Annotated in this window: 20 protein-coding genes, 1 other RNA gene and 1 pseudogene; 11 read left to right on the top strand and 11 right to left on the bottom strand. The window is 42.0% G+C overall.

Going from position 1 to position 19,647, the window contains the following annotated elements; genetic code table 11:
- The first annotated feature begins 13 nt into the window (after positions 1-13).
- The 4 genes from QOL44_RS06490 (at position 14) to QOL44_RS06475 (ending at position 2,313) form a co-directional block, all read left to right on the top strand.
- Complete coding sequence (locus QOL44_RS06490) at positions 14-253, top strand: formate dehydrogenase subunit delta (protein ID WP_009060898.1); 240 nt, start codon at positions 14-16, stop codon at positions 251-253.
- 68 nt (positions 254-321) lie between these two features.
- Positions 322-1,008, top strand: a complete 687-nt coding sequence (locus QOL44_RS06485) for a DNA-3-methyladenine glycosylase (protein WP_009060900.1) — start codon at positions 322-324, stop codon at positions 1,006-1,008.
- Positions 1,009-1,233: 225 nt separating this feature from the next.
- Positions 1,234-1,569 carry a DUF4870 domain-containing protein gene (locus tag QOL44_RS06480; RefSeq protein ID WP_009060903.1) on the top strand — a complete coding sequence of 112 codons (336 nt, stop codon included), beginning with the start codon at positions 1,234-1,236 and terminating at the stop codon, positions 1,567-1,569.
- 96 nt (positions 1,570-1,665) lie between these two features.
- Positions 1,666-2,313 (top strand): L,D-transpeptidase, encoded by a 648-nt coding sequence (locus QOL44_RS06475; protein ID WP_009060905.1) that lies wholly within the window; start codon positions 1,666-1,668, stop codon positions 2,311-2,313.
- 23 nt (positions 2,314-2,336) lie between these two features.
- On the opposite strand, the gene QOL44_RS06470 is transcribed toward QOL44_RS06475, so the two are convergent.
- Positions 2,337-5,141, bottom strand: a complete 2,805-nt coding sequence (locus tag QOL44_RS06470) for an MMPL family transporter (protein ID WP_009060907.1) — start codon at positions 5,139-5,141, stop codon at positions 2,337-2,339.
- 273 nt (positions 5,142-5,414) lie between these two features.
- Between QOL44_RS06470 and QOL44_RS06465 the strand changes: the two genes are divergently transcribed.
- Positions 5,415-6,011 carry an HNH endonuclease gene (locus QOL44_RS06465; protein WP_045086888.1) on the top strand — a complete coding sequence of 199 codons (597 nt, stop codon included), beginning with the start codon at positions 5,415-5,417 and terminating at the stop codon, positions 6,009-6,011.
- 70 nt (positions 6,012-6,081) lie between these two features.
- Here QOL44_RS06465 and QOL44_RS06460 read toward each other — a convergent pair whose 3' ends face one another.
- From QOL44_RS06460 to QOL44_RS06450, 3 genes are all read right to left on the bottom strand, one after another.
- On the bottom strand, positions 6,082-6,576 hold the full coding sequence (locus tag QOL44_RS06460) for a globin domain-containing protein (protein ID WP_134372463.1): 495 nt from the start codon (positions 6,574-6,576) through the stop codon (positions 6,082-6,084).
- A 312-nt stretch (positions 6,577-6,888) separates the two neighbouring features.
- Positions 6,889-7,044: a hypothetical protein gene (locus QOL44_RS06455; RefSeq protein WP_153300116.1), complete on the bottom strand. Its 156-nt coding sequence runs from the start codon at positions 7,042-7,044 to the stop codon at positions 6,889-6,891.
- Positions 7,045-7,112: 68 nt separating this feature from the next.
- Positions 7,113-7,424 (bottom strand): hypothetical protein, encoded by a 312-nt coding sequence (locus QOL44_RS06450; RefSeq protein WP_045086604.1) that lies wholly within the window; start codon positions 7,422-7,424, stop codon positions 7,113-7,115.
- A 293-nt stretch (positions 7,425-7,717) separates the two neighbouring features.
- Between QOL44_RS06450 and QOL44_RS06445 the strand changes: the two genes are divergently transcribed.
- The 3 genes from QOL44_RS06445 to ssrA all read left to right on the top strand — a co-directional run bounded on the left by QOL44_RS06445 (position 7,718) and on the right by ssrA (position 9,980).
- A complete protein-coding gene (locus tag QOL44_RS06445; protein WP_258042220.1) occupies positions 7,718-7,849 on the top strand; it encodes a hypothetical protein in 132 nt (43 codons plus the stop codon).
- Between the two features lie 256 nt (positions 7,850-8,105).
- On the top strand, positions 8,106-8,588 hold the full coding sequence (locus QOL44_RS06440) for a hypothetical protein (protein ID WP_258042221.1): 483 nt from the start codon (positions 8,106-8,108) through the stop codon (positions 8,586-8,588).
- A 1,015-nt stretch (positions 8,589-9,603) separates the two neighbouring features.
- Positions 9,604-9,980, top strand: a transfer-messenger RNA (tmRNA) gene (gene ssrA / locus QOL44_RS06435).
- A gap of 217 nt (positions 9,981-10,197) precedes the next feature.
- Here the strand turns inward: ssrA and QOL44_RS11290 are convergent.
- The 3 genes and pseudogenes from QOL44_RS11290 to QOL44_RS06425 form a co-directional block, all read right to left on the bottom strand.
- Positions 10,198-10,434, bottom strand: a pseudogene (locus QOL44_RS11290) (transposase); the annotation flags it as partial.
- 119 nt (positions 10,435-10,553) lie between these two features.
- Positions 10,554-10,796 carry a hypothetical protein gene (locus tag QOL44_RS06430; protein WP_153300101.1) on the bottom strand — a complete coding sequence of 81 codons (243 nt, stop codon included), beginning with the start codon at positions 10,794-10,796 and terminating at the stop codon, positions 10,554-10,556.
- Positions 10,797-10,818: 22 nt separating this feature from the next.
- Complete coding sequence (locus QOL44_RS06425; RefSeq protein WP_283401164.1) at positions 10,819-11,040, bottom strand: hypothetical protein; 222 nt, start codon at positions 11,038-11,040, stop codon at positions 10,819-10,821.
- Positions 11,041-12,467: 1,427 nt separating this feature from the next.
- Between QOL44_RS06425 and QOL44_RS06420 the strand changes: the two genes are divergently transcribed.
- Together QOL44_RS06420 and QOL44_RS06415 are read left to right on the top strand one after the other, a co-directional pair.
- The gene (locus QOL44_RS06420) at positions 12,468-12,767 is read left to right on the top strand and encodes a hypothetical protein (RefSeq protein WP_045086609.1); all 300 of its coding nucleotides are present in this window, start codon (positions 12,468-12,470) and stop codon (positions 12,765-12,767) included.
- Between the two features lie 28 nt (positions 12,768-12,795).
- Positions 12,796-12,936, top strand: a complete 141-nt coding sequence (locus QOL44_RS06415) for a hypothetical protein (protein WP_009060753.1) — start codon at positions 12,796-12,798, stop codon at positions 12,934-12,936.
- 1,023 nt (positions 12,937-13,959) lie between these two features.
- Here the strand turns inward: QOL44_RS06415 and purM are convergent.
- Both purM and purF read right to left on the bottom strand, forming a co-directional pair.
- Entirely contained in the window at positions 13,960-14,973 is a 1,014-nt protein-coding gene (gene purM, locus QOL44_RS06410) for a phosphoribosylformylglycinamidine cyclo-ligase (protein ID WP_009061382.1), read from the bottom strand.
- An 8-nt stretch (positions 14,974-14,981) separates the two neighbouring features.
- A complete protein-coding gene (purF, locus tag QOL44_RS06405; RefSeq protein WP_009061384.1) occupies positions 14,982-16,436 on the bottom strand; it encodes an amidophosphoribosyltransferase in 1,455 nt (484 codons plus the stop codon).
- A 78-nt stretch (positions 16,437-16,514) separates the two neighbouring features.
- Between purF and QOL44_RS06400 the strand changes: the two genes are divergently transcribed.
- Complete coding sequence (locus QOL44_RS06400; RefSeq protein WP_009061385.1) at positions 16,515-17,603, top strand: M20/M25/M40 family metallo-hydrolase; 1,089 nt, start codon at positions 16,515-16,517, stop codon at positions 17,601-17,603.
- On the opposite strand, the gene QOL44_RS06395 is transcribed toward QOL44_RS06400, so the two are convergent.
- Both QOL44_RS06395 and plsX read right to left on the bottom strand, forming a co-directional pair.
- Complete coding sequence (locus tag QOL44_RS06395) at positions 17,569-18,642, bottom strand: beta-ketoacyl-ACP synthase III (RefSeq protein ID WP_009061387.1); 1,074 nt, start codon at positions 18,640-18,642, stop codon at positions 17,569-17,571. The genes QOL44_RS06400 and QOL44_RS06395 overlap by 35 nt on opposite strands.
- Positions 18,596-19,639 (bottom strand): phosphate acyltransferase PlsX, encoded by a 1,044-nt coding sequence (gene plsX, locus QOL44_RS06390; protein ID WP_009061389.1) that lies wholly within the window; start codon positions 19,637-19,639, stop codon positions 18,596-18,598. Before plsX ends, QOL44_RS06395 begins: the two co-directional genes overlap by 47 nt.
- Positions 19,640-19,647: the final 8 nt, after the last annotated feature.

Here is a 19,647-nt window from a genome sequence, read left to right as displayed (position 1 = left end):
CATCTTCGTTTCAATGAACATAGTTATGAAAGAGGGGCATGAGGATCTCATTTTTATGGCTAACCAGATAGGTGAATTTTTTAAAAATTATCCTACTACTGAAGAAGCTGTAGAGGGGATTGCTAATCATCTCCGGAAATTTTGGTCTCCTTCCATGCGACAAAGGATTATTGGCTATGTTGAGAAGACTGAGGGAGAAAAACTGGCTCCCCTTGTAAGACTAGCCGTTGAAAAACTAAAAAGTAGTAGCTAGGTCAAAATTTCTTTGCTTTTTTCTTCGCAATGGATTTCTGTGATCTCTCGATTTAAATAAAAGCCATAATGGGAAAGAAAATTGGCTTAGCTGCATATCTGATTGATGATCCAGTACAAGGGGCCCTTTTTTTCCTAGGGAAAAAATTGACGGTTAGAGATCCGAAAGGGATTATTGCTGGAATTATTATTGAGACCGAGGCGTACGGTGGAGCCGAGGACAAAGCTTGTCATGGCTATGGGAATCGGTTAACTCCAAGAAATAAAATAATCTTTCAGCAAGGAGGCATTACTTATGTCTATTTTTGCTATGGCATGCACCATCTTTTGAATTTTGTTTTGGGACCGGAGGGAATTCCCATGGCTGTATTGATCCGTGGGGTAATTATTACAGAAGGAAAGGAGTTGGTTAAATCAAGAAGAAAAGGTATTCCTGAACATCAGTGGGCAGATGGCCCTGGAAAAGTCACCAAAACTATGGGGATTACTTTGGCTGACAATGGGATTTCTTTGATTGGAGAGCGCATTTGGGTGGAAGAATCCGGGCTTGAAGTTCCAGATTCGGAAATTGAGAGAACTCCTAGAATTGGTGTCGATTACGCAGAAGAGTGGGCAAAGAAACCTTTGCGTTTTGTTTGGAAAAAAGCTATAAATCGAATTATGCCTACTCTGATGGATGCCTCTTCCAGTCCCCACAACAAGGACAAAGAGAAAACGGCTTTTGGTCCTACCACACATTATAAACCATTCTCATGAAGCTATTGAAAACGAGGGGATGAAGCCGCTGACTTGGTTTATGGATAACCAAATAAAAAGGAAAAGAATGGAAGCCTACCCAAAAGTGGCCATTTGAGCCAGTCAGTTATATACTTTTTATTAAGCTGAATCGATCCTATAGACAGATAATAACTGCTTACAAACAGGCTGATCTCTCAGAAAAAATGTTTGAAAAAAGGGCAATTCGCCCATTTGTTTATAGAGATGATTTCATCGGAAAGCAAAAACCTTGCCCTTTTGGCGCACTTAGCTCCTCTGATTGGATATTTTTTTGCGATTGGACAAATTTTAGTGCCACTTATCATTTTTTTGCTCGCCAAAGATCCTTTCGTTAAAATGCAGGCTAGAGAAGCCTTGAATGCGCAGATCAGTTTTACAGTTTATTTTTTGATTTGTCTGTTCCTCTTTTCTGTGTTGATCGGTTATCTTCTTATATTTTTTTTAGGGATCTTTGTAATTTGGACGATGATTGCAGCCTCAATCGCTGTATCCAGAGGAAAAACTTATAATTATCCCTATATTTTTAGATTGGTTTCTTGAATAGAAGGCTTGTTTTTTCTTTTGCCAAAAAGTTCTTGATGTTAGAACTTATCCAGTAGCATACGATATTTTATTCCTGTTCTTGTGTTTTTCGATATGATGCGATTTTTGATTCTCTTTTCTTCTCTATTCTTTCCTTATTTCTCTAGTCCTATAAAAGCCATTTCTTTAGATGACTTTTTGGATATTTTTGGCAAAGAAGAAAATGTTCAAAAAGGGCATCCTGGTAAAATAGTCGTAAAAATTTCTTTGAATAATCAAGCACTTTATATTGTGAAGGGTGAAAAAATCGTTCTTGCTACTCATGTATGCACAGGAAAGGGAGATACGACTCCAACAGGCCATTTCAAAGTACTTGATAAGCAACAAAGGAAAAGATCGTCCAGTTACGGATTTTGGGTTAAAGATGGAAAATATATTCCATCAGATATTTCAGGGAGACCTGGAGCCGGATGGAGATATGTTGGTTATCCGATGCCCTATGCCGTAGAATTTTTACCAGGTTATTATATTCATCAAGGTTATGTATGGCCTGTTCCAAGAAGTCATGGCTGCATTCGGCTTGAATGGAAAGAAGCTGAAAAGTTTTACCAGCTAGTTGACATCGGGACTCCTATAGTGATTGCTAGGACGCAGGCAGAGGATAAAAGGATAGGAAGAAAGCTCAAACAGCCCAAAAGTTATAGAAAGCCTGATCCGCCTCCCTTTCTTTTGGTATCAGAAAAAGCATTTAGTCCTTATTAGGAAATTCTTAATGTTCAAAAAAGTTATTTATTCGCAAGAGTTTCTTCGGCAGGAAGATCAATCGTCAGCTCATTATCTTTTTTTTTCTTGTTACTCATCAAATAAAACACTTGTGGCAGGATAATTAAGCTTGTGATTAAGCAAAAGCTAATAGCTATCGTCATAACCAAGCCTAAACTATACAGTCCTTGATAAGAGCTTATGAGTAGAGAAGCAAACCCGATGACAGCTGTGAGACCGGAAACGAGAATAGCTTTGCCAGTACTTGTAGAAAAAAGTTGGGCATTCCCATCTTCACTATACCTGTCAACTGTATAGATACCATAAGCAACGCCTGCTCCAATAGCCAGAGGTAAAGTAATAATGTTAGCGGGATTAAAGGGAATGCTAAAAAAGCCCATCCATCCCAATGTCCATATAGCTGCCAAAACGAGGGGAAAAAGAGCTAGAATAGAATAGAGGAGATTTTGAAACCTCAAGACAATAAGGATAACGATAGCTACGAATGCCCATTGAGCAGCTTCCGTATAACTTTTTCTTAAAAGCTCTATATACTCATAATTTTGAACGGGAGTCCCAGTAACTTTTGGATCAACTTTTCGAATATCGTTAACAAATTGCACATCTGCTTTCCTTTCCCATACATTTTCTTTAGGAATAATTTCGATGAGAATTTTCCCGTGAGGAGAAAGGAATCGTTCCAGAACCTCCTTCGGAAGGTCATCTTTGGTCACTCCTCTAGAAGTGTCTTGTGATCTTAACCAAAGCAGTCCACTTTCCATGGTACCAAAGATTTCAAATTGGGCTCTACTAAGCCGCTTATTTAATTCAGTTTTTGGAAGCTTATTCATTTGTTTTTGAATACGGCTTAGCGCAGGGATAAGTTTTGAAAAAATATCCACCGCTTCTTTTGCCTGTGGGGCAATCGCGACAAATTTTTGTGCTGTTTTATAGCCTTCTTCAGACTTTTGGAGAAGATCGTCGATATCCTTTTTCAGTCTATCAGCGTTAACTTCTTTTTTCGAGGAGTCTAAAGGAACATCCTTAAGTTTATCGACAATATTTCTAATAATTTGAAGTTTTTCTTCCTGTTGCTCAGGAAAAATAGTTGTCAACGTACGGACTTCGGCAACAGAAGGTAAAGCCTCAAAAGCCTTGGCTCTTTTTTTGGCTTCTTCTTCGTTATTGGCGACGGATAAGGCTGAAATCATCCCACGAGAAGGGGAGTTAAGTAGCTCTAGTTCTCGTTGAACACAATCAAGATTTTGATTTTGAAGGTTCAAAAGATTGTAGTCAAATCCCACTTTTGGAATCATAAACGCAAAGAAAACAGTAGCCAGTGACGCTAGTGTCAAAGTGCCTCTTGGAGAAAAAAACAAAACGGTGTTAAACCATTGGGGCGTAGTCCAGGTGGTTTTAATCGTAGACTGCCGGATTCTGTTTAGCCCTATTTTAGAGTCGATCCAGAAATACATGGCTGGTAGTAGAGTTAGGCTGCTTAAAAGGCAAAAGAGAATACCAAATCCCGCAACTATCCCGAATTCCTGTAATCCAATAAAATCGTTAAAACACATAGTGAAGAAAGCAATGGCTGTCGTACATCCGCCTGTAAAGATCGCTGCTCCCGTGTGTTTCGAAGTTGTTTTAAGAGCCTCTAGGATGGTTTTCCCTCCAGAAATTTCTTCTTCATATCTACTCATAAACTGAATGCTAAAATCGATCCCCATCCCTATTACCATAGCTACAAAAGCTTCAGAAATAATGTTCAGATGGCCAATGGTTACCATAGGAAAAGCCAGAGACCAGCACAAAGCCATTGCCAGCACAATCAAACCGATAGCGGGGCGAAGGATTTCACGATAGCTGATAAAAAAAAGGAAACTAACAAGACTGAAAGCTAGAAGAGCTGAATTTAGGCTATCTTTCGAACTTTCCTGTAGCTGATCATCTTCAAGTACCGGCTCTCCAGTCAGACCGATCGATAGAGAAGGGTATTCCATTCCAATATCAGCAATAATTTGTCGGATTTTTTTTATCGTTTCAGTCCTTTTTTGCCCATCGCTTGCACCTTTGCCTGGAGAAGCAGTTACAAGGACCAGTTTGCCATCTTCGAAAGAAAGAAATTCATGATCTTCTAGAATAGATCGAATGTCTTCAACTTTTAGATTAGACATGTCTTTATCCTGAAGCTGGAGAGAAGATTTCTGTACTTTTACTTGATAGTTTGGCTTTTGCTCGAGCTGATCAGCTAGCTGGTTCAAAATTGAAATAAACCGGTCTATAAAAGGAATAAATTCTTTCCAGTTTTCGTGTTTTCGTAGATAAGATTCTTGGAATTTTTCATTTGCCTGGTTCAAAACAGTGTTCAGATCGAGCTTTATTTCAGGTTGTTCTTTAAGAGCTTTGACGTAGCCGTCAATTTCGGAATCGATTTTTTTAAGATCATCAATGGAAAGATAAAGCAAAAGATGGGTTTCTAGTTTTGATAGATCGAGTCTATCTCTTACATTTTGCACCAAAGGAGCAAGTTCTCTAAGCTTTTTCCCAACTTCAAGAGCAGCTTTTTTATTTTCCTCGGGATCATCTCCATGGATCACTACGACATAATCTTCAGCAACGCCAAATTCCTTCCGATATTCCAAATAATATTTATGAATGGGAGAATCTTTTCGAATCAAGGCATTGGTGTCGTTGATGACTTTAAATTGCGTAGAAAGAATCCATATGGATAATCCTGTCAGGCCAAGAAATAGTAGAATAACTATTCGGCAATGCAGGCAGGTTTTGTGCAAAAGCCATGCCAGAAAATTTTCTAAGTTTTTTTTCATTGAGAGGTAATGAAACAAGCATTTACATTATTGGATCATTTTTTACACTCCAAAAAAATAGGATTCAAGAATAGCTTTTGTAGGATCATTAAAAAGATTAATATTTTTTTATCAAAGTTATTATAATATTTATTGTTTTTGGAAATCATAGGCAAGTAGAAAAAATAGGGGGACATTTTTGGAATAATTCTTCTTTTAATGAACAAAAAGGATTCTTGACACCAACACATTCACAAATTACACATTGGATTGTTGCAACAAAGTTCAAGGGACATTTTGAATTCCAGTGTTCTTATTCTTAACAGGCTGTGGCAAGCCGTTAATTGGTGCACGGCCCGGAGGGCTTTTAATCTTCTTTATTGTGGACATGCTTACGTAGTGCATAAAAACAAAGATGATTTTTATACCTTGGATTTTTTTGAATGGAAAGAACATTCTCAAGCATACCATGGGAGCGATGTAGTTCACACAGTTTCTTTTAAAATCAGAGTACCAAAAGTTATTTTACTGCTCCTTTTTGAAAAAGTCCCAAGGAAGGAAGTTAAATTTACTAGGCATAATGTCTTTGAAAGAGATGGGTATCTTTGTCAGTATTGCGGGGGAAAATTTGACCCCTCTTATCTAAATTTAGACCATGTGATACCTAGAGAGCGGGGCGGAAAAACAACTTGGGAGAATGTGGTTTGTTCCTGTATTCGATGCAATAGCAAAAAAGGGAATAGAACACCTCAAGAAGCTGGAATGAAATTACTTAAGAAGCCGAAAAAGCCTAAATGGCGTCCGCTTTTTATTGCCGGAAAGTTTCCTATCGATGAATCTTGGGAAAAGTTTTTGGATATCAACAGTTGGGAAGTCAATATTACTGAATAATGAAATAGATTAATAAAATTAATCCATTTCTATCAATGTATTTAAAGTCAGATCCTTTAATTAAAAACAATTAGGAAATAAAGAAATTTTTAATCTCTGCAAAGGGAATGCGACGAGGAGGTTCAAGAGTGGTTCTTCTATTGATTATTCGAATAGAAAAAGATTCGATCCATTGCCAGAATTCTTCAAGAACTGAGAAAGGAAAATTAACTTCTTTGAGAGCGTACTTATAGCAAGCAAGCCATACTTCTCTTGCTTTTTCGTCTATGGTTACTGAAAAATGGCGGGAGCGCATCCTCGGCTCTCCCCTAGACGCAGTATAATATGAGGGTCCCCCACACATCTCTACCACAAAATCAGCCGAACGTCTCACCAATTTTTCCATTTCAGCTTTATCGGTTGGAAAAAGATAGAAAATTTGGCTTTTTATCAAATTTTCATGATGCTTAAGAACTAGTTTTCTAAGAAGCTCTTCCCCAGCGACTTTAAACACTCTTTCGGAAGGAAAGATGACCTCTGGAAATATAAAATCTACGCGCTCTGCACATACATGAATTTTATCCATTTTAGCGCCAGCTCTTTTATTGCAACAACACGCCTTCGATGGATCTTCATCAAAGCTCTTCGTTTGACTTTCGGAACGAGTAATAGACATAGAATTTCATTTTGATGTCATATATTAAAAACAAAATGTATTTTATAAAAGCTTTTTCTCGATCAGTTTTCGGATAATTCTGTTTTGGTGACTTTTAAGAATAAGGATAGGGAGATTTTCTGACTAATTTTAGTCATTATTCTTGACTTCTTTACTCAATCCTAAAGGAAAAAGGGAAAGTTTTTTCCCTTTAGGTTAGAGATACATCTTTATATTCTCTTTTCATCCGCCGATCCAAAACCGTAAACCGATCATCATACCCATTACTACTCTTAGCAAAGCAAGAAAGAAGAAAAGAGCGAATAGATAAAGAAGTTGTCGTATGATGTTTTTATCATTGTCGTCTCCCTGTGGAGGCCATTTGGGATTACCAACCATGTTTTTAACTTATCTCCATAAGTAAAAAATGGAAAATGAAATTGCAAAAAAACAGCATTGTGAGCTCTCTAACCAAAAACTAGAAGAGAATCAGAAGGAAAACTTTTCACCTTGCCATCGAAAGAACCATTTAAATTTCCAAATGTAAAGAGTAAAGAATAGTTATTGCTATTGCGATGCCAGTCTAGCAATAAATAGGCATAGCGAACATCTATTCGCTCAAGAAGTTTGGCGTGCTGATCGGTCAGAGCCTCAGCATGCAGCAGGGCAAGGCGGCGGGAAGGGGTGCTACCTCCCCAAACGGGCTCCGATAAACCGGCGATACTACCCCCACGAGGACTATCTGTGGAGGATTGATCAAAAGGCGATGAGAGCGTCAAACAAGCGCCTACACAAAAGTTTCCATCCCCGGGCAGAAGGGGGGGATCTGCAAAATCAGTGGGAAGCGCTAAAAAGGTTTTTCCTGACCCAAAGCAAGAGGGGGGGTAAACGGCTGGGGGATTGCAAGCAGCGGACTAAACTACAAGAGAAAGAATTTCCTCACCTCTGATGGAGGGGTGGTACAGGGTGAGCCCTTCGATGGTCATGGTGGCTCGCACGGGCCGGCTGGCCCGGTTCGGTTTCGGATGGCCCCAAGAAGTTGTGCTAGTCTCATGGAATCAAAATCCCCGTCATGAACGGGCAAATCCCTCTCTTTGCAGGGAAAGATGACCAAGGAGCTCCTTTCGATCCTTCCCTGCTTTCCCAAGCCCTCTTTACGGGTTGCGCAAAAGAAAAGACAAGAGGTCACGGTGAAAGCCGATAAGGCAGGATAAGACGATGCGTCGAACGATTCAGATGGAGGGCCTGCTGCTAAAATAGAAAAAGCGCCAGATGCTAGAGGACCTTGGCCTACGCTACGCAGCCGAGAAGGAGCGGTTTCTTGTCTATTATTCTGACTTGGACCATTTCGCGGAAAGCTTCTCACGAACGCAAAGAGCGTGATCGGATAACATCATCTGGATGTAAAAGCCTAAGCGGGTAGTCAGCAAGAATGTGGAAGGTAGCCCTCCAGGATGCCTATGAAACAATCAAAAATGGTTGTAGCTTTGATGGTAAGGATTGGGTCAAAAATCTATAAGAAAGAAAAATGGACAGAAGAAGAAAAGCGATGGGCTTTCTGGGTATTAAATTCTCCGCAGCGGATCGCTTGTGTGTTAGGAAAAAGAAAGCCGCCCGCTTCTACATTTCACCTCACAAAAGAGAGGCAAGAAGCCATCCTTTTCAGGTTACGAAAGGACTTACAAAAGGTAATCGGCAGGCTGCTAAGAGTGAGGGAAGCTAGATCTATTCTGTATGATGAAGAAATGTATCGGACTTTTGAAGAGAAGGGTGGGCAGTATGTCGCGCTCGTGAGTCTTGAACGAGATAAAGGGATTGTCATTCTACTAGCAGGCAATCTGAAGATTCGGAGAATGAAAGGAAAAGGAGGCGGTCATTCCCTACGCAGCGCCACGAAAAGTTCCGAAGCGGTTAGAAGGAAAAGCGGTCGGGATAGAGGCTAGACTTTCTGAAGTTTTGACAGAGGACCACGGAAAGAAATAGGGGAGAGGGTTTGGGGAGTAAAGCAAGACGCAGCTGCAAGCACAACCTGGAGAAGAGAAAGCAATGGGGTCGTTTACACAAGGTACAAACAGGAATAGAGGGGTGGATAAACACAAACTTGCGAAAACTTTTCAAGCTACGAAGTCTTGCGGTCATTGTGTCTTTGAGGATCTACCTATATATGGGAAAGTGCCAAGCAAAGAACTTACTAGGCGTAGTATACAAATGCGCAAGCTAGGCGCTTCAAGAGCGAATCAATTTTCTGGCGCTTGCGGGAGTTTCTCCTTGAGAGCAGGTTAATCCAGCCTATAACTCTCTGGTTCTGTCCCCAGTGTGGGTGTAGGTCCATCCAAAGAACTGCAGGGAGGGAGAAGTTTGTATGCCGGCATGATGGGCATGTGAGCTATAGGGACAGGGTTGGCGCATACAACCGCAGAGGAAAGATCGGAGACCGGGAGATATGCCTGTGGATGCTGCAGAGCCGGCTGCATGCGATCCTTCCTGTGAGGTTTACTCGTAAGAGCGGGAAACCGCTCCATTGGAATCCCGAGGAGGGGGACTGTCCCGAGGTGGATGGCTCTAGGCACTGGGGAGGTGTCATCTTTGATTGTTAAGATGACCTGCTAATTCTATTCCGCTTCCCCGGAGAACGAAACGGTCTTAGAATCCCAGAGCCTCCCAGTCCAAAACCAAGACGAAAAGAACGGGCTTGGGTCAGGCGTAAGCAAGTCCCGAGTGTGTCTTTAGGAACAGTAATGAGGAAAAATGCTTAATAAAACTAACGACCTTGATGAAGATCATTGGGTGTTATTTTAAGCTTCAGTATCGGATACCCAGACTAGCATTGGTAACATATATTCAGTTTGAAAAGTAAAAAACAAATTGGTAGAAAAGAATTTAAATAGTATATCAAAAATTTTTGATTAAATCTGATTGGTTTTTTTCTCTCTTTTGATATATTATTTACTACACAAGGGGGGCGTACCGGTAATCGATTCTCCGGTTCGAACTTGGAAATTGTGCAAGTCGAGGGCTTAAAGTAGGTTGGCCTCGTAAAAAAACCTGCTTTAAATTATAAATGCCAACGAAGAATTGGCTCTTGCTGCTTAATACATAGTAGCAAGCGTCTTTTTCCACTTTCTCCGGCGGAGTGGAAAAGGGCGTGTCAATAAGCCGGAAAGCGTTGAATAATTGGAACCTGTTATTCAACGCGATTAAAAAGGTTCACGTTGTAGGAAAATGGGTTCGTGGTTCCTTGATCCTATAACGGTTAATTAAAAAAACCACTAAACTTGTAGGACAATTTTCAAGTTCCCGAGAAGACGAGGGTTCGACTCCCTCCGCCTCCACCATTTGTTATTATTCTTTAGAAGAAAACAAGTCTATTTCAAAAACCCTTCTCTGCATCTCCGGCAGTCAGTGCTCCAGATAAAGCCCTTGGCTTGGCTGGTGGGTAGGCTGTCCTATTCCATTCTCCCTTGCTGTTCGATGTCCTGTTTGAGGACGGTTAATGGGGCTTTTGAGCATCTAATAACGCAGAAGGAACGGCTCCAAAAAAACTGGCTTACGTTAGAAACGGGCAATCGTTGTGGTATACTCTCTGCGAAGAAGTCGGGAAGAAGTTGTCTTGAGACTCTTCACGAAGCGGCTAAGTTCAAAATTTGATAGCAAAGTAAGCAGCAACTGAAGGGGATCCGATTCTCCCTTGAACTCAAGCCATTGTCCGCCCTTTCCCTCCCAGTGCATTTTGGCAATAACACACACACGGCCAAGCATTGGGTGGATAAGCGCCTTATGGCGGTATTTTGTTACAAGAACTCAATGGTAGGGTAGCTCGTCAACGCAGTGAGGCAGAACGTGTCAACATACAGGACCTGTCATTTCACTAAATGCTCACTGCCCAGCATTACCTCATAAAGATTGTCTCACCTGCTGGTCTTTCTATTCTTGGCTCCGTTGAGTGCCAGTTTACCTACCGGCTCTATCCTTTCAAGGCCGTCCGGGATGAGCTTTTTCGGAATCGCTGGAAGCATTGCTTCCTCTGGAACCTGAGGCTCGAAGAGCGCAGGCGAGCATGGAAGGAGGAAAAGCAAAGCATTGGTTTTGCCGAGTAGTGCCGATTCTATCACTGAACTCCGCTCCTGCAGCGCGCTTCTCCCCTCGATCAATGCTCAATCTGTCTAGGTAATACTAAGAGGCTGGATCTCGACTTCTAGGCGTTCTTCTATCCCTTCCAGCAAGACGAAAAGCCCAGGTTCCCCCGCTTCCAGCAGCACGTAGGCGACTGGCAGCTGCTCGCCTGAGATCGAAGTGTTCACCGAAGGCTTCCTCTCTCCGGCATCTGGGAAATCCCGATCCGGGGCAGGCCCCTACTCCCGGAGAACTCAGGGGAAGCAAGATCTTTCTTTTCATCGGCAAATAGTGTGCGTTGGTCACGATGTGCTGCCGGCCGTTGCCGAAAGCATGAAGTGGGCGCCAAGGCTTTCGAGCTGGGCACAGAGTGGTTACTAACTAGCGCCAGGTTGGAGCCGGAGAAAAGCGAGCCGGTCTTTTCCGAGAGTGCTAATCCGAGGCATTTACGCAAGGTGTTCAAGAAGCTTTAGGAAGCAGGGGAAATGAAAGAGATTTCATGTATCCAAGAGGCAGCACAAGCAGTACGGGCTATTCGCCTGGATGAACGCTGAGATGACAAACGTCAGGAAGGATTTCCTGCACAAGCAGAGCGCCAAGATGTGGGGGGACGCAGCGTACTGTCCATCACAGAGACGCTTGAAGCCGAAAAGGACGACGGCTTCGGCCAGAGAGCACTTGAAAAAGCTGGGTAGAATCGAGAGAGGTTGAACGTATCGTTCGGAGCTTTCGGGGCGATGATCGGAGACACAGCGGAAGAGGCTAGTATCGGATAGCTGGAAGCGCAAGCAAGGATGTTGAAACCAAGTTAGAGATGCCACTGGTGCGGCAGTATTGTGAAAAAGACCCTGAGCGACCGGTGGCATGAGTGCATCTGCGGGTCTTCATGCCATCGGGGGAGAACTCGGCGCTTGAGGCCTCTCGATTGAGGCGTGGCGAGATGGATGAAGGACCACGGCTTCGCCTTTCTGGAATTGAAAGTGTTGTATACAGAAAGGAACAAACGGGAACCAAGCCTTGCGTGGAGCAGGAAGCTCTGGCTGGATGAAACCTAAGCTCGAAGGCTGGAAGTCCGCGAGCCGAGCAGGCTCCGGTGAAACTGCCTGCCGTGAAGCACGAAAATCTAGTCACAGAGACGTCAGGGTTGGATGGAGCAGTTTATTTATCTTCTCTTATTCTCTGTTTCAAAAGAACCTAATCTATTTTTGGTTGGTATTGTAAGAAGGGGTCATCGATCCACAGAGAGGAGTACCTAGTTCAGAGAGAGTGACAAGAAAAGCAAGAACTTTTGAGAATCTTGAGAATCTTCAGATAGGCTACAGGAAAGAAAAAGAGAGTAATGAATAGTTATTGCTATTGCGCTGCCAATCTAGTTATGAATAGGCATGGCACACATCACTATGCGCCGAAGGAGTTTGGAGCTCTGATCGGTCGGAGCGTCAACAGGCGGTAGTGAAAGGCAGCGGGAAGGGGAGGTGCCCGCCAAACGGACTACGACAAATTGGCGCTATTATCCCCATGAGGACTACCTGCGTGTGATTGACCAAAAGGCGACGAGAGCGCCGCACAAACACCTACACAAGAGTTTCCAGCGCCGGGCAAAAGAGGGATCTGAAGGATCAGCAGCAAGCTCTGGCAAGGTTTTACCTGACTCAAAGCAACACGGTGGACGAATGGCTGGAGGCTTGAAAGCAGCAGACTGCTAGGCAATGATCGAGAAGTGCGGGTTAGCCTCTTCTGCGATGATCAACCCAAAGATCCGGCGCCATCAGAGATGGACAGAAGAAGCAAAGCGGGTTGCTTGCTGGATATTCCACTCTCTGCAGCAGCTTGTTTCTGTGTTAGGAAAAAGAGAGCTGCCTGCTTCTAAATTTCACATGACAAAAGAGCGGCAAGCTGTCATCCTTTTGAGCTTTTGGAAGGACTTGCGGAAGGGCAATCGGAAAGCTGCCAAGAGTGAGGCTGTGTCAGTCGATTGGATGCGAGGAATGGAGGTACCAGATTTTTGAAGAGAAGGCAAGAGAGTGTATCCCGTTCATGAGTCTTGAAGGTGGCAAAAGGATGGTCACTCTTTTGTTAGCTAACTTAAAGATTTGGGGCATGATGTGCCTTGTTTTAAAGGAAAAGGAGGCGGCAATTCCCTATGGGGCGCCACTACAAATTCCGAAGCGATTATAGGGGGGGAAGCAGTAAGGATAGAGGCTGGATTTTCTAGAGTTTTCACAGAGGACCATGGAAAGAAATATGGGAGAGGGTTTAGGGAGTAAACCAAGACGCATCTGTAAGCACAACCTAGGGAAAGAAAAAGCGGGTGGCCTCGTGTGCGCAAGGGGCAGGCGGGAATAGAGTGGTGGATGAATACAAGCCTAGAGCTCACTTCTTACATTACGAAGAGCTTCGGTACTTGTTTCTTGAGGATCTACCTAGATATGGGAAAAGCTCCAAGTAAAGAGCTTTCCAGGGGCCTCCTACCAATGCGCAGTTGCGTGCTTCAAGAGCGAATCGAATTGCAGGCACCTGCAGGAGGTTCCCGTCGAGAAAAGGTGAACCCAGCCTATAGTTCTCAGCTTTATCCCCGGTGTGGGTATATCCATCCGAAGAACTACAGGGGGGGACAAGTTTGTGTATCGTCATGGCGAGCATACTCGTCATACGGACAAGTTGGCACATACAACCTCAAGGAAAAGATTGGAAATCGGGAGATTCTTTCGTGGACGTCGTAGAACCGGCTGCATGCGTTGCTTTTGGAGAGGCTTACCCGTAATAGCGGGTCACCACCCGATGGGAATCCCGAGGAGGGGGGACTGTTCCAGGGCGGACAACTCCAGACACTGAAAAGGTGTTCTCTTTGATTGTTAAGATGATATGCGAATTCTATCCCACTCCACCAAGAACGAAACGGTCCTGGTAATCATGGGGCATCCTGACACAAAACCAAGGCGAAAAGAACGAACTTGGATCAGGCGTATGCATGTCCCGAGTACGTTTTTAGGAACAGTAGTGGTTGAAAAAAAGACATATAAGCTTGCTTGGATAAGAAGGCAGGAAATAACACTCTGTTGTACTGCAGCAGCTAACCTTTGAGAGTTTTAAATCATCATCTCCTTTTTGCAATCTCCACTATTTTATTTAGTTGAGCTTCAAAAAATTGCTAGAGAATTGGTAGAAAATAAGCATGCATACCTCTTTAGAGCTAATCCACTATATTTTCAATTCTACCTTCCTTGTTCCTGGAACAATTCGTCCGATTAAAAAACCTCCAACATTACTCAGACATACCTCTTTGAATTCAGGGCTAATAATAAGACAAAGCCCAATTCCCATATTAAAAATACTGTACTGCTCTTCGAGGGTCATAGCTCCAAGACTTGTTAAAAAAGAAAATATGTGAGGTATAGGCCAGCTGTTTGCGTAAATAATAGCATCAACTCCATCGGGAAGTATTCTAGGCAAATTTTCAAAAAACCCACCACCAGTGATATGAGCAATGCCTTTAATGGGTATAAGCTTTTTTAAAAGCCTGAGCTCTTCAAGGTAAGATTTATGCACCTCTAATAGTTCATCGACAAGAGGCCGGCTAAAACCAGGAGGAGTATCCCAAAGATTATAATTCTTTTCAGCAAAAAGAAGTTTTCTGACTAAAGAATACCCATTGGTATGTAAGCCGGAGGAGGGAAGACCAATGATCAGATCTCCCGGACAAATCATTTTTCCATTGATTATACGCTCTTTTTCAACGACTCCCACAATGGCACCTACTAAGTCAAAATCTTTTTCTTTGTAGATTCCAGGCATTTGAGCAGTTTCTCCACCTAACAAGGCACAGTTTGCATTTCTACAGGCTCTTTCCATTCCTTCTAGTATTTTGATTAATACCGAAGGTTCCAGCTTTCCACATCCTATGTAATCAAGAAAAAAAAGTGGTTCAGCTCCGAGAGTCGCGATATCATTAATACAATGGTTTACAAGATCTTCACCAAGACCATCATAACGATTGGCCATTTGGCCAATGAGTAATTTCGTCCCTACCCCATCAATACTTGACACAAGGACTGGATGATGAAAAGTTGGGAAAGCTGCAGAAAAAAGGCCCCCAAAACCACCAAAACTCCCGATAACTTCAGCTCTTTGTGTAGAGGTTATTAACTTTGGAATTGTTGATTTAAAGGCTTGGGCTGCTTTGAGATCCACACCTGCTTGAGAATAAAGATTCATGAATACTATTATTTAGTAACATGTTCAAAGAAAGACCTTCTTTCTAAAATCATTTTATCGAAATCGGGATCAAAATCTACTGGGTATCTGCCTGTAAAGCAGGCTGTACAAAACTCTGTGTTTGCCTCTAAGCATGCTTTGATGAGAGCTTCGTGAGAGAGATATCCAAGAGAGTCTGCTCCAAGATACTTACAGATATCTTCAATAGCCAGTTGATTAGCTAAAAGACTTTTTGGATTAGGAAAATCGATCCCATAATGACAAGGATAGCGGTGGGGGGGACAGCTGACTCTAATATGGACTTCTTTGGCTCCAGCCTCTCTCAAGTTAACTACTCTGGCTCGAGCTGTCGTACCTCTGACGATCGAATCGTCTACCACAATTACTCTTTTCCCCCTAATAGCTTCTTGAATGAGATTGAGTTTTATTCGAACACTAAAATCCCGAATTAGCTGTGTGGGTTGAATAAAGGTTCTTCCAATATAATGGTTCCGTACAAAAGCGGGATAATAAGGAATACCAGACTGTTCTGCATAGCCAAGCGCTGCATAATTCCCCGAATCAGGCACTGGAACAACAATATCGGCATCAACCGGATAGAGCTTAGCCAATTCCTTGCCCATCTGAATTCTGGCTTTGCTTACATTAAGGCCAGCAATATTGCTGTCGGGACGAGCAAAATAAACATATTCAAAAATACAAAAGGCTTTCTTGGTTGTTTGTACATTTATAAAATAGGATTTTAGCCCTTCTTCTCCAATAAACAGCACTTCTCCTGGCTCAATATCCCTCATGTATTCGGCATGAATCAGATCGAATGCACAAGTTTCACTAGACACAACATAACTGTTCTCTATTTTTCCAAGGCATAGGGGGCGAAACCCTAAAGGATCTCTTGCTGCGAATATGCCTTTTGTGGTCATAAGAACACAGGAAAAGGCTCCTTTGACTCTTTGTAATGCATTGAGAAAACTACTGAAAGTGTCTTCTTGTGCCGGCTGTGCCATAAGATGTAGAATAACTTCAGAATCGGAAGTTGTTTGAAAAATTGAACCTTTGTTTTCCAATTCTCGCCGAATCGAAACTGCGTTGACAATATTGCCATTATGGGCTAAAGCAAGTTCACCTTTCGAACAAGAAACTACGATGGGCTGAGCGTTTAAAAGCGTGCTGGAACCTGTTGTGGAATAACGGACATGCCCGATGGCCATTGTGCCTTGAAGAGAAGCTAAAGAATGACTATCGAAAACTTGAGAGACAAGTCCCATGCCCCGGCAAACTTGAAAATGGGTCTGACAAGGATCAAAGCTAGCTATTCCTGCACTTTCTTGGCCACGGTGTTGCAGAGCATATAACCCATAATAGGTTAATTCCGCAGAATTGACATGACCATAAATAGCAAAAACGCCGCATTCCTCTTTAGGATACATGCTTTTCGTTTTGCCAAGAGAGTTTTCAGCCACTATATTCAAATTTAAACAGAAGGTTGGTTACTGTTTTTATAAATCTCTTTTTTTAATGCAAGCAAATTAAAACGCGCTATGACACTTGAAGAAATAGCAAAAAGAATTTTTTCCCTACCAACAGCCCCCTTACATGAAAAATTCATTGCTAAGGAAATATATTCTATTTTATCGGAATATCCGCAATCAAAAATAGAAATCGATCCGTTTTCTAACCTTTTGGTTCAGTTAGATTCTGTTTCGGACGATAAAGACCAGCCTATTCTTTTATTTGTAGCCCACATGGATCATCCAGGATTTTATTCAGACAGCCAAAGCCATGTCTATTTGCTTGGAGGCGTAAATGAATCCTATTTAGAAGGAGCAAAGTTGATTTTTTTCAGTCAAGATCATGGTGAAAGGGTCGGAGAGTCAATTATTAGAGGCTATCAGAACAAAGGAAAATTTAAAATGATACAATGTGAACCCACAGCGCCACCTAATTCAATTGGAATGTGGGATCTTCCCCCATTTTTCAGTCAAGATGGTATTTTTTATGGTAGGTCCTGTGACGATCTTGTGGGAGTTTGCTCCTTGCTTTACATGTTTATCCAGATAGTTTCAAAAAATCTAAAGACCAAAATAGCCTTACTTTTTAGTCGTGCTGAGGAAATCGGATTTTTGGGAACCTTAGCTTTTCTTAAAAGACAAATTTTAAATCCAGAAAATACAATCATGATTTCGATTGAAGCGAGTATGGCTCAGGGATATGGATCTATGAATGAAGGCCCGGTGTTAAGAGTAGGGGATAAAACAAGGCTCTTCGATGCTTCTGTAGTAAGCTGGCTTGAAAAAGCTTTAGAAGATTATAGAAAAGTACATCCAGAGTTTGTCTATCAAAAGAAATTTATGGGAGGAGGAACTTGTGAAACCACTCCTTTTATTGAATTTGGATATCGCTCTGCTGCACTCTGTTTAGCTATGGATAATTACCATAATATGGCTCTTGATCATCAGATTGCCATGGAATCTATCTCAATAAAAGATTGGGAATTTCTTTGCTCCTTTCTGCTATGGCTAGCTAGCTATCCAAGGGAGTTGAAAGCTATTGGATGGCAGAGAAAGAAAAGGCTACTCGATCTCCAAGAAGAGGCTATTGCCCTATTAAAGCAATTTCCTCTTTTTTAAGACTCTCCATTTTTTTTGTTTTATATTCAAAAAGAACACTTCCCCATGTAATTCCAGCACCAAAGGATACAAGCACAATAATATCACCATCTTTAATCCGGTTTGAAATGATAGCTTCATGAAGCGCAATGGGAATGCAGGCTGAGGAGGTATTGCCATATTTTTCCATGTTGACAAAAAACTTTTCGCTAGGGATGTGAAGCCTTTGAGAAAGTGCTTCAATAATTCTCAGATTAGCTTGATGAGGAATGATGCAGGCAATGTCTTCTAGGGATCGTCCAGCATTTTTTAAACACCTCAAAAGGGATTGTTCCATCGAATCAATCGCTAGTTTAAAGACTTTTTTACCAACCATGTGGAGATAATGAAGTTTATGATTTATGTTTTGAGGGGTTAAAGGAAGCTTAGAACCGCCAGCGGGAATGTATAACGTTTGCCAATGGGATCCATCGGCCCCAATATTAAATGATAACCGCTTATTTTTATCTTTCCCGGCAGCAATTATTGCAGCACCCGCTCCATCTCCAAACAGAACACAGGTATTTCTATCTGTCCAATCAATAATCGTCGAGAGCTTCTCAGCACCAACTACAAGAATATATCTAGCAGAACCAGTAGAAACAATATGGGAAGCAAGGACAAAAGCATAGATAAAACCGGAGCAGGCAGCCTGGATATCGAAAGCAGGTATTGTACGGGCACCGATTTTTTGTTGAATGTAGCAAGCAGTAGAAGGAAATATAGTATCTGGAGTGGTAGTAGCGACAATAATAAGATCTAAATCCTCGGGAGTTAACCCGGCATTTTGTAAGGCTATCAACGCTGCTTCTGCCCCCATTTCTGAAGGGGTTTCTTTTTCATTTGCTATTCTTCTTTCTTTAATTCCCGTTCTTTCCGTAATCCATTGGTCGGTAGTATCGACCATTTTTTCAAGATCATAGTTAGTCAAGATTTTTGATGGCAAATACGTTCCGGTACCGACAATCACTACCTCAGGTAATTGGCAAAGAGGTTCTTTTGTGCTCTTCGATAAGTTCATGATGTGCTTTAATTTCTTCGATAATAATATGGTTGACATTTTGAATCAACGCTTCCCTTGCTACACGTATAGCATTGCAAATAGCTTTTGGAGTCGAAGATCCATGAGCAATGATACACGTTCCCCTTATTCCCAGGAGAAGAGCTCCCCCATATTCTTCATAATTTGTTTTTTTCTTGACGGATTCAAAGGCTCCTTTGGCAAGAAAAGCTCCAAGGATACGAATGGGATTTTTTTTAAATTCTCTTTTAAGCCAGCGGACTACAGCAGTAGCTACACTTTCAGAAGTCTTTAAGACGACATTGCCGACAAATCCATCGCAGACTACAACATCCACTGGATTTTCAAAAAGATCTCTTCCTTCAATATTGCCTACGAAATTTAAATTAGATTTGGATAAAAGTTTGAAAGCGCTTCTGGTCAATTCATTACCTTTGACATTTTCAGTACCTATGCTAAGCAACCCCACTCGTGGATTGGATACTCCAAGAATTTTTTTAGCATAGATGCTACCCATAATCCCAAAATCCAATAAGTTTTCGGGAGTAGAATCGATAATGGCGCCTGAATCGATTAATATGAATGGATTTTTTTCAGTGGGAATGACGCTGGCTATACCCGCTCTTGATATTCCAGGTAAAGTCCTTAGGTATACTGTAGCTGCCGCCACAACAGCTCCAGTGTTCCCTGCAGAAACAACGGCATCTGCCTCTCCTTTTTTTGCTAACTCTATACAGCGGCTAATCGAAGAATCCCTTTTATGTCGAACACTTTCTATTGGGGGATCCTCCATACCAACAACCTGAGAGGTATGAAGAAATTCCACCCGTTGTTGAACATCATGTCCATTTTTTTTATAAAATATTTCTTTGATGATTGGTTCATTGCCAACCAAGATAAGATGTATATCCGGGAAAAGATTGAGAGCTTCGATAGCTCCAGAGATCGGAGAATCTGGAGCGTAGTCCCCACCCATGGCATCGAGAGCGATCTTCATTGGTGCTC

It is taken from the genome of Candidatus Methylacidiphilum fumarolicum (assembly GCF_949774925.1).
Taxonomy (GTDB): domain Bacteria; phylum Verrucomicrobiota; class Verrucomicrobiia; order Methylacidiphilales; family Methylacidiphilaceae; genus Methylacidiphilum; species Methylacidiphilum fumarolicum.
The sequence above is the reverse complement of the archived record's forward strand: the minus strand, read 5'-3'. Positions and strand labels throughout refer to the sequence as shown.

Coding starts and splice junctions, on each gene's coding strand:
- QOL44_RS06490 (WP_009060898.1), top strand. CDS start 14: ATGAACATAGTTATGAAAGAGGGGCATGAGGATCTCATTTTTATGGCT.
- QOL44_RS06485 (WP_009060900.1), top strand. CDS start 322: ATGGGAAAGAAAATTGGCTTAGCTGCATATCTGATTGATGATCCAGTA.
- QOL44_RS06480 (WP_009060903.1), top strand. CDS start 1,234: ATGATTTCATCGGAAAGCAAAAACCTTGCCCTTTTGGCGCACTTAGCT.
- QOL44_RS06475 (WP_009060905.1), top strand. CDS start 1,666: ATGATGCGATTTTTGATTCTCTTTTCTTCTCTATTCTTTCCTTATTTC.
- QOL44_RS06470 (WP_009060907.1), bottom strand. CDS start 5,141: ATGAAAAAAAACTTAGAAAATTTTCTGGCATGGCTTTTGCACAAAACC.
- QOL44_RS06460 (WP_134372463.1), bottom strand. CDS start 6,576: ATGGATAAAATTCATGTATGTGCAGAGCGCGTAGATTTTATATTTCCA.
- QOL44_RS06455 (WP_153300116.1), bottom strand. CDS start 7,044: ATGGTTGGTAATCCCAAATGGCCTCCACAGGGAGACGACAATGATAAA.
- QOL44_RS06445 (WP_258042220.1), top strand. CDS start 7,718: ATGAACGGGCAAATCCCTCTCTTTGCAGGGAAAGATGACCAAGGAGCT.
- QOL44_RS06440 (WP_258042221.1), top strand. CDS start 8,106: ATGAAACAATCAAAAATGGTTGTAGCTTTGATGGTAAGGATTGGGTCA.
- QOL44_RS06425 (WP_283401164.1), bottom strand. CDS start 11,040: ATGAAAAGAAAGATCTTGCTTCCCCTGAGTTCTCCGGGAGTAGGGGCC.
- QOL44_RS06420 (WP_045086609.1), top strand. CDS start 12,468: ATGATCGAGAAGTGCGGGTTAGCCTCTTCTGCGATGATCAACCCAAAG.
- QOL44_RS06415 (WP_009060753.1), top strand. CDS start 12,796: ATGAGTCTTGAAGGTGGCAAAAGGATGGTCACTCTTTTGTTAGCTAAC.
- purM (WP_009061382.1), bottom strand. CDS start 14,973: ATGAATCTTTATTCTCAAGCAGGTGTGGATCTCAAAGCAGCCCAAGCC.
- QOL44_RS06400 (WP_009061385.1), top strand. CDS start 16,515: ATGACACTTGAAGAAATAGCAAAAAGAATTTTTTCCCTACCAACAGCC.
- QOL44_RS06395 (WP_009061387.1), bottom strand. CDS start 18,642: ATGAACTTATCGAAGAGCACAAAAGAACCTCTTTGCCAATTACCTGAG.
- plsX (WP_009061389.1), bottom strand. CDS start 19,639: ATGAAGATCGCTCTCGATGCCATGGGTGGGGACTACGCTCCAGATTCT.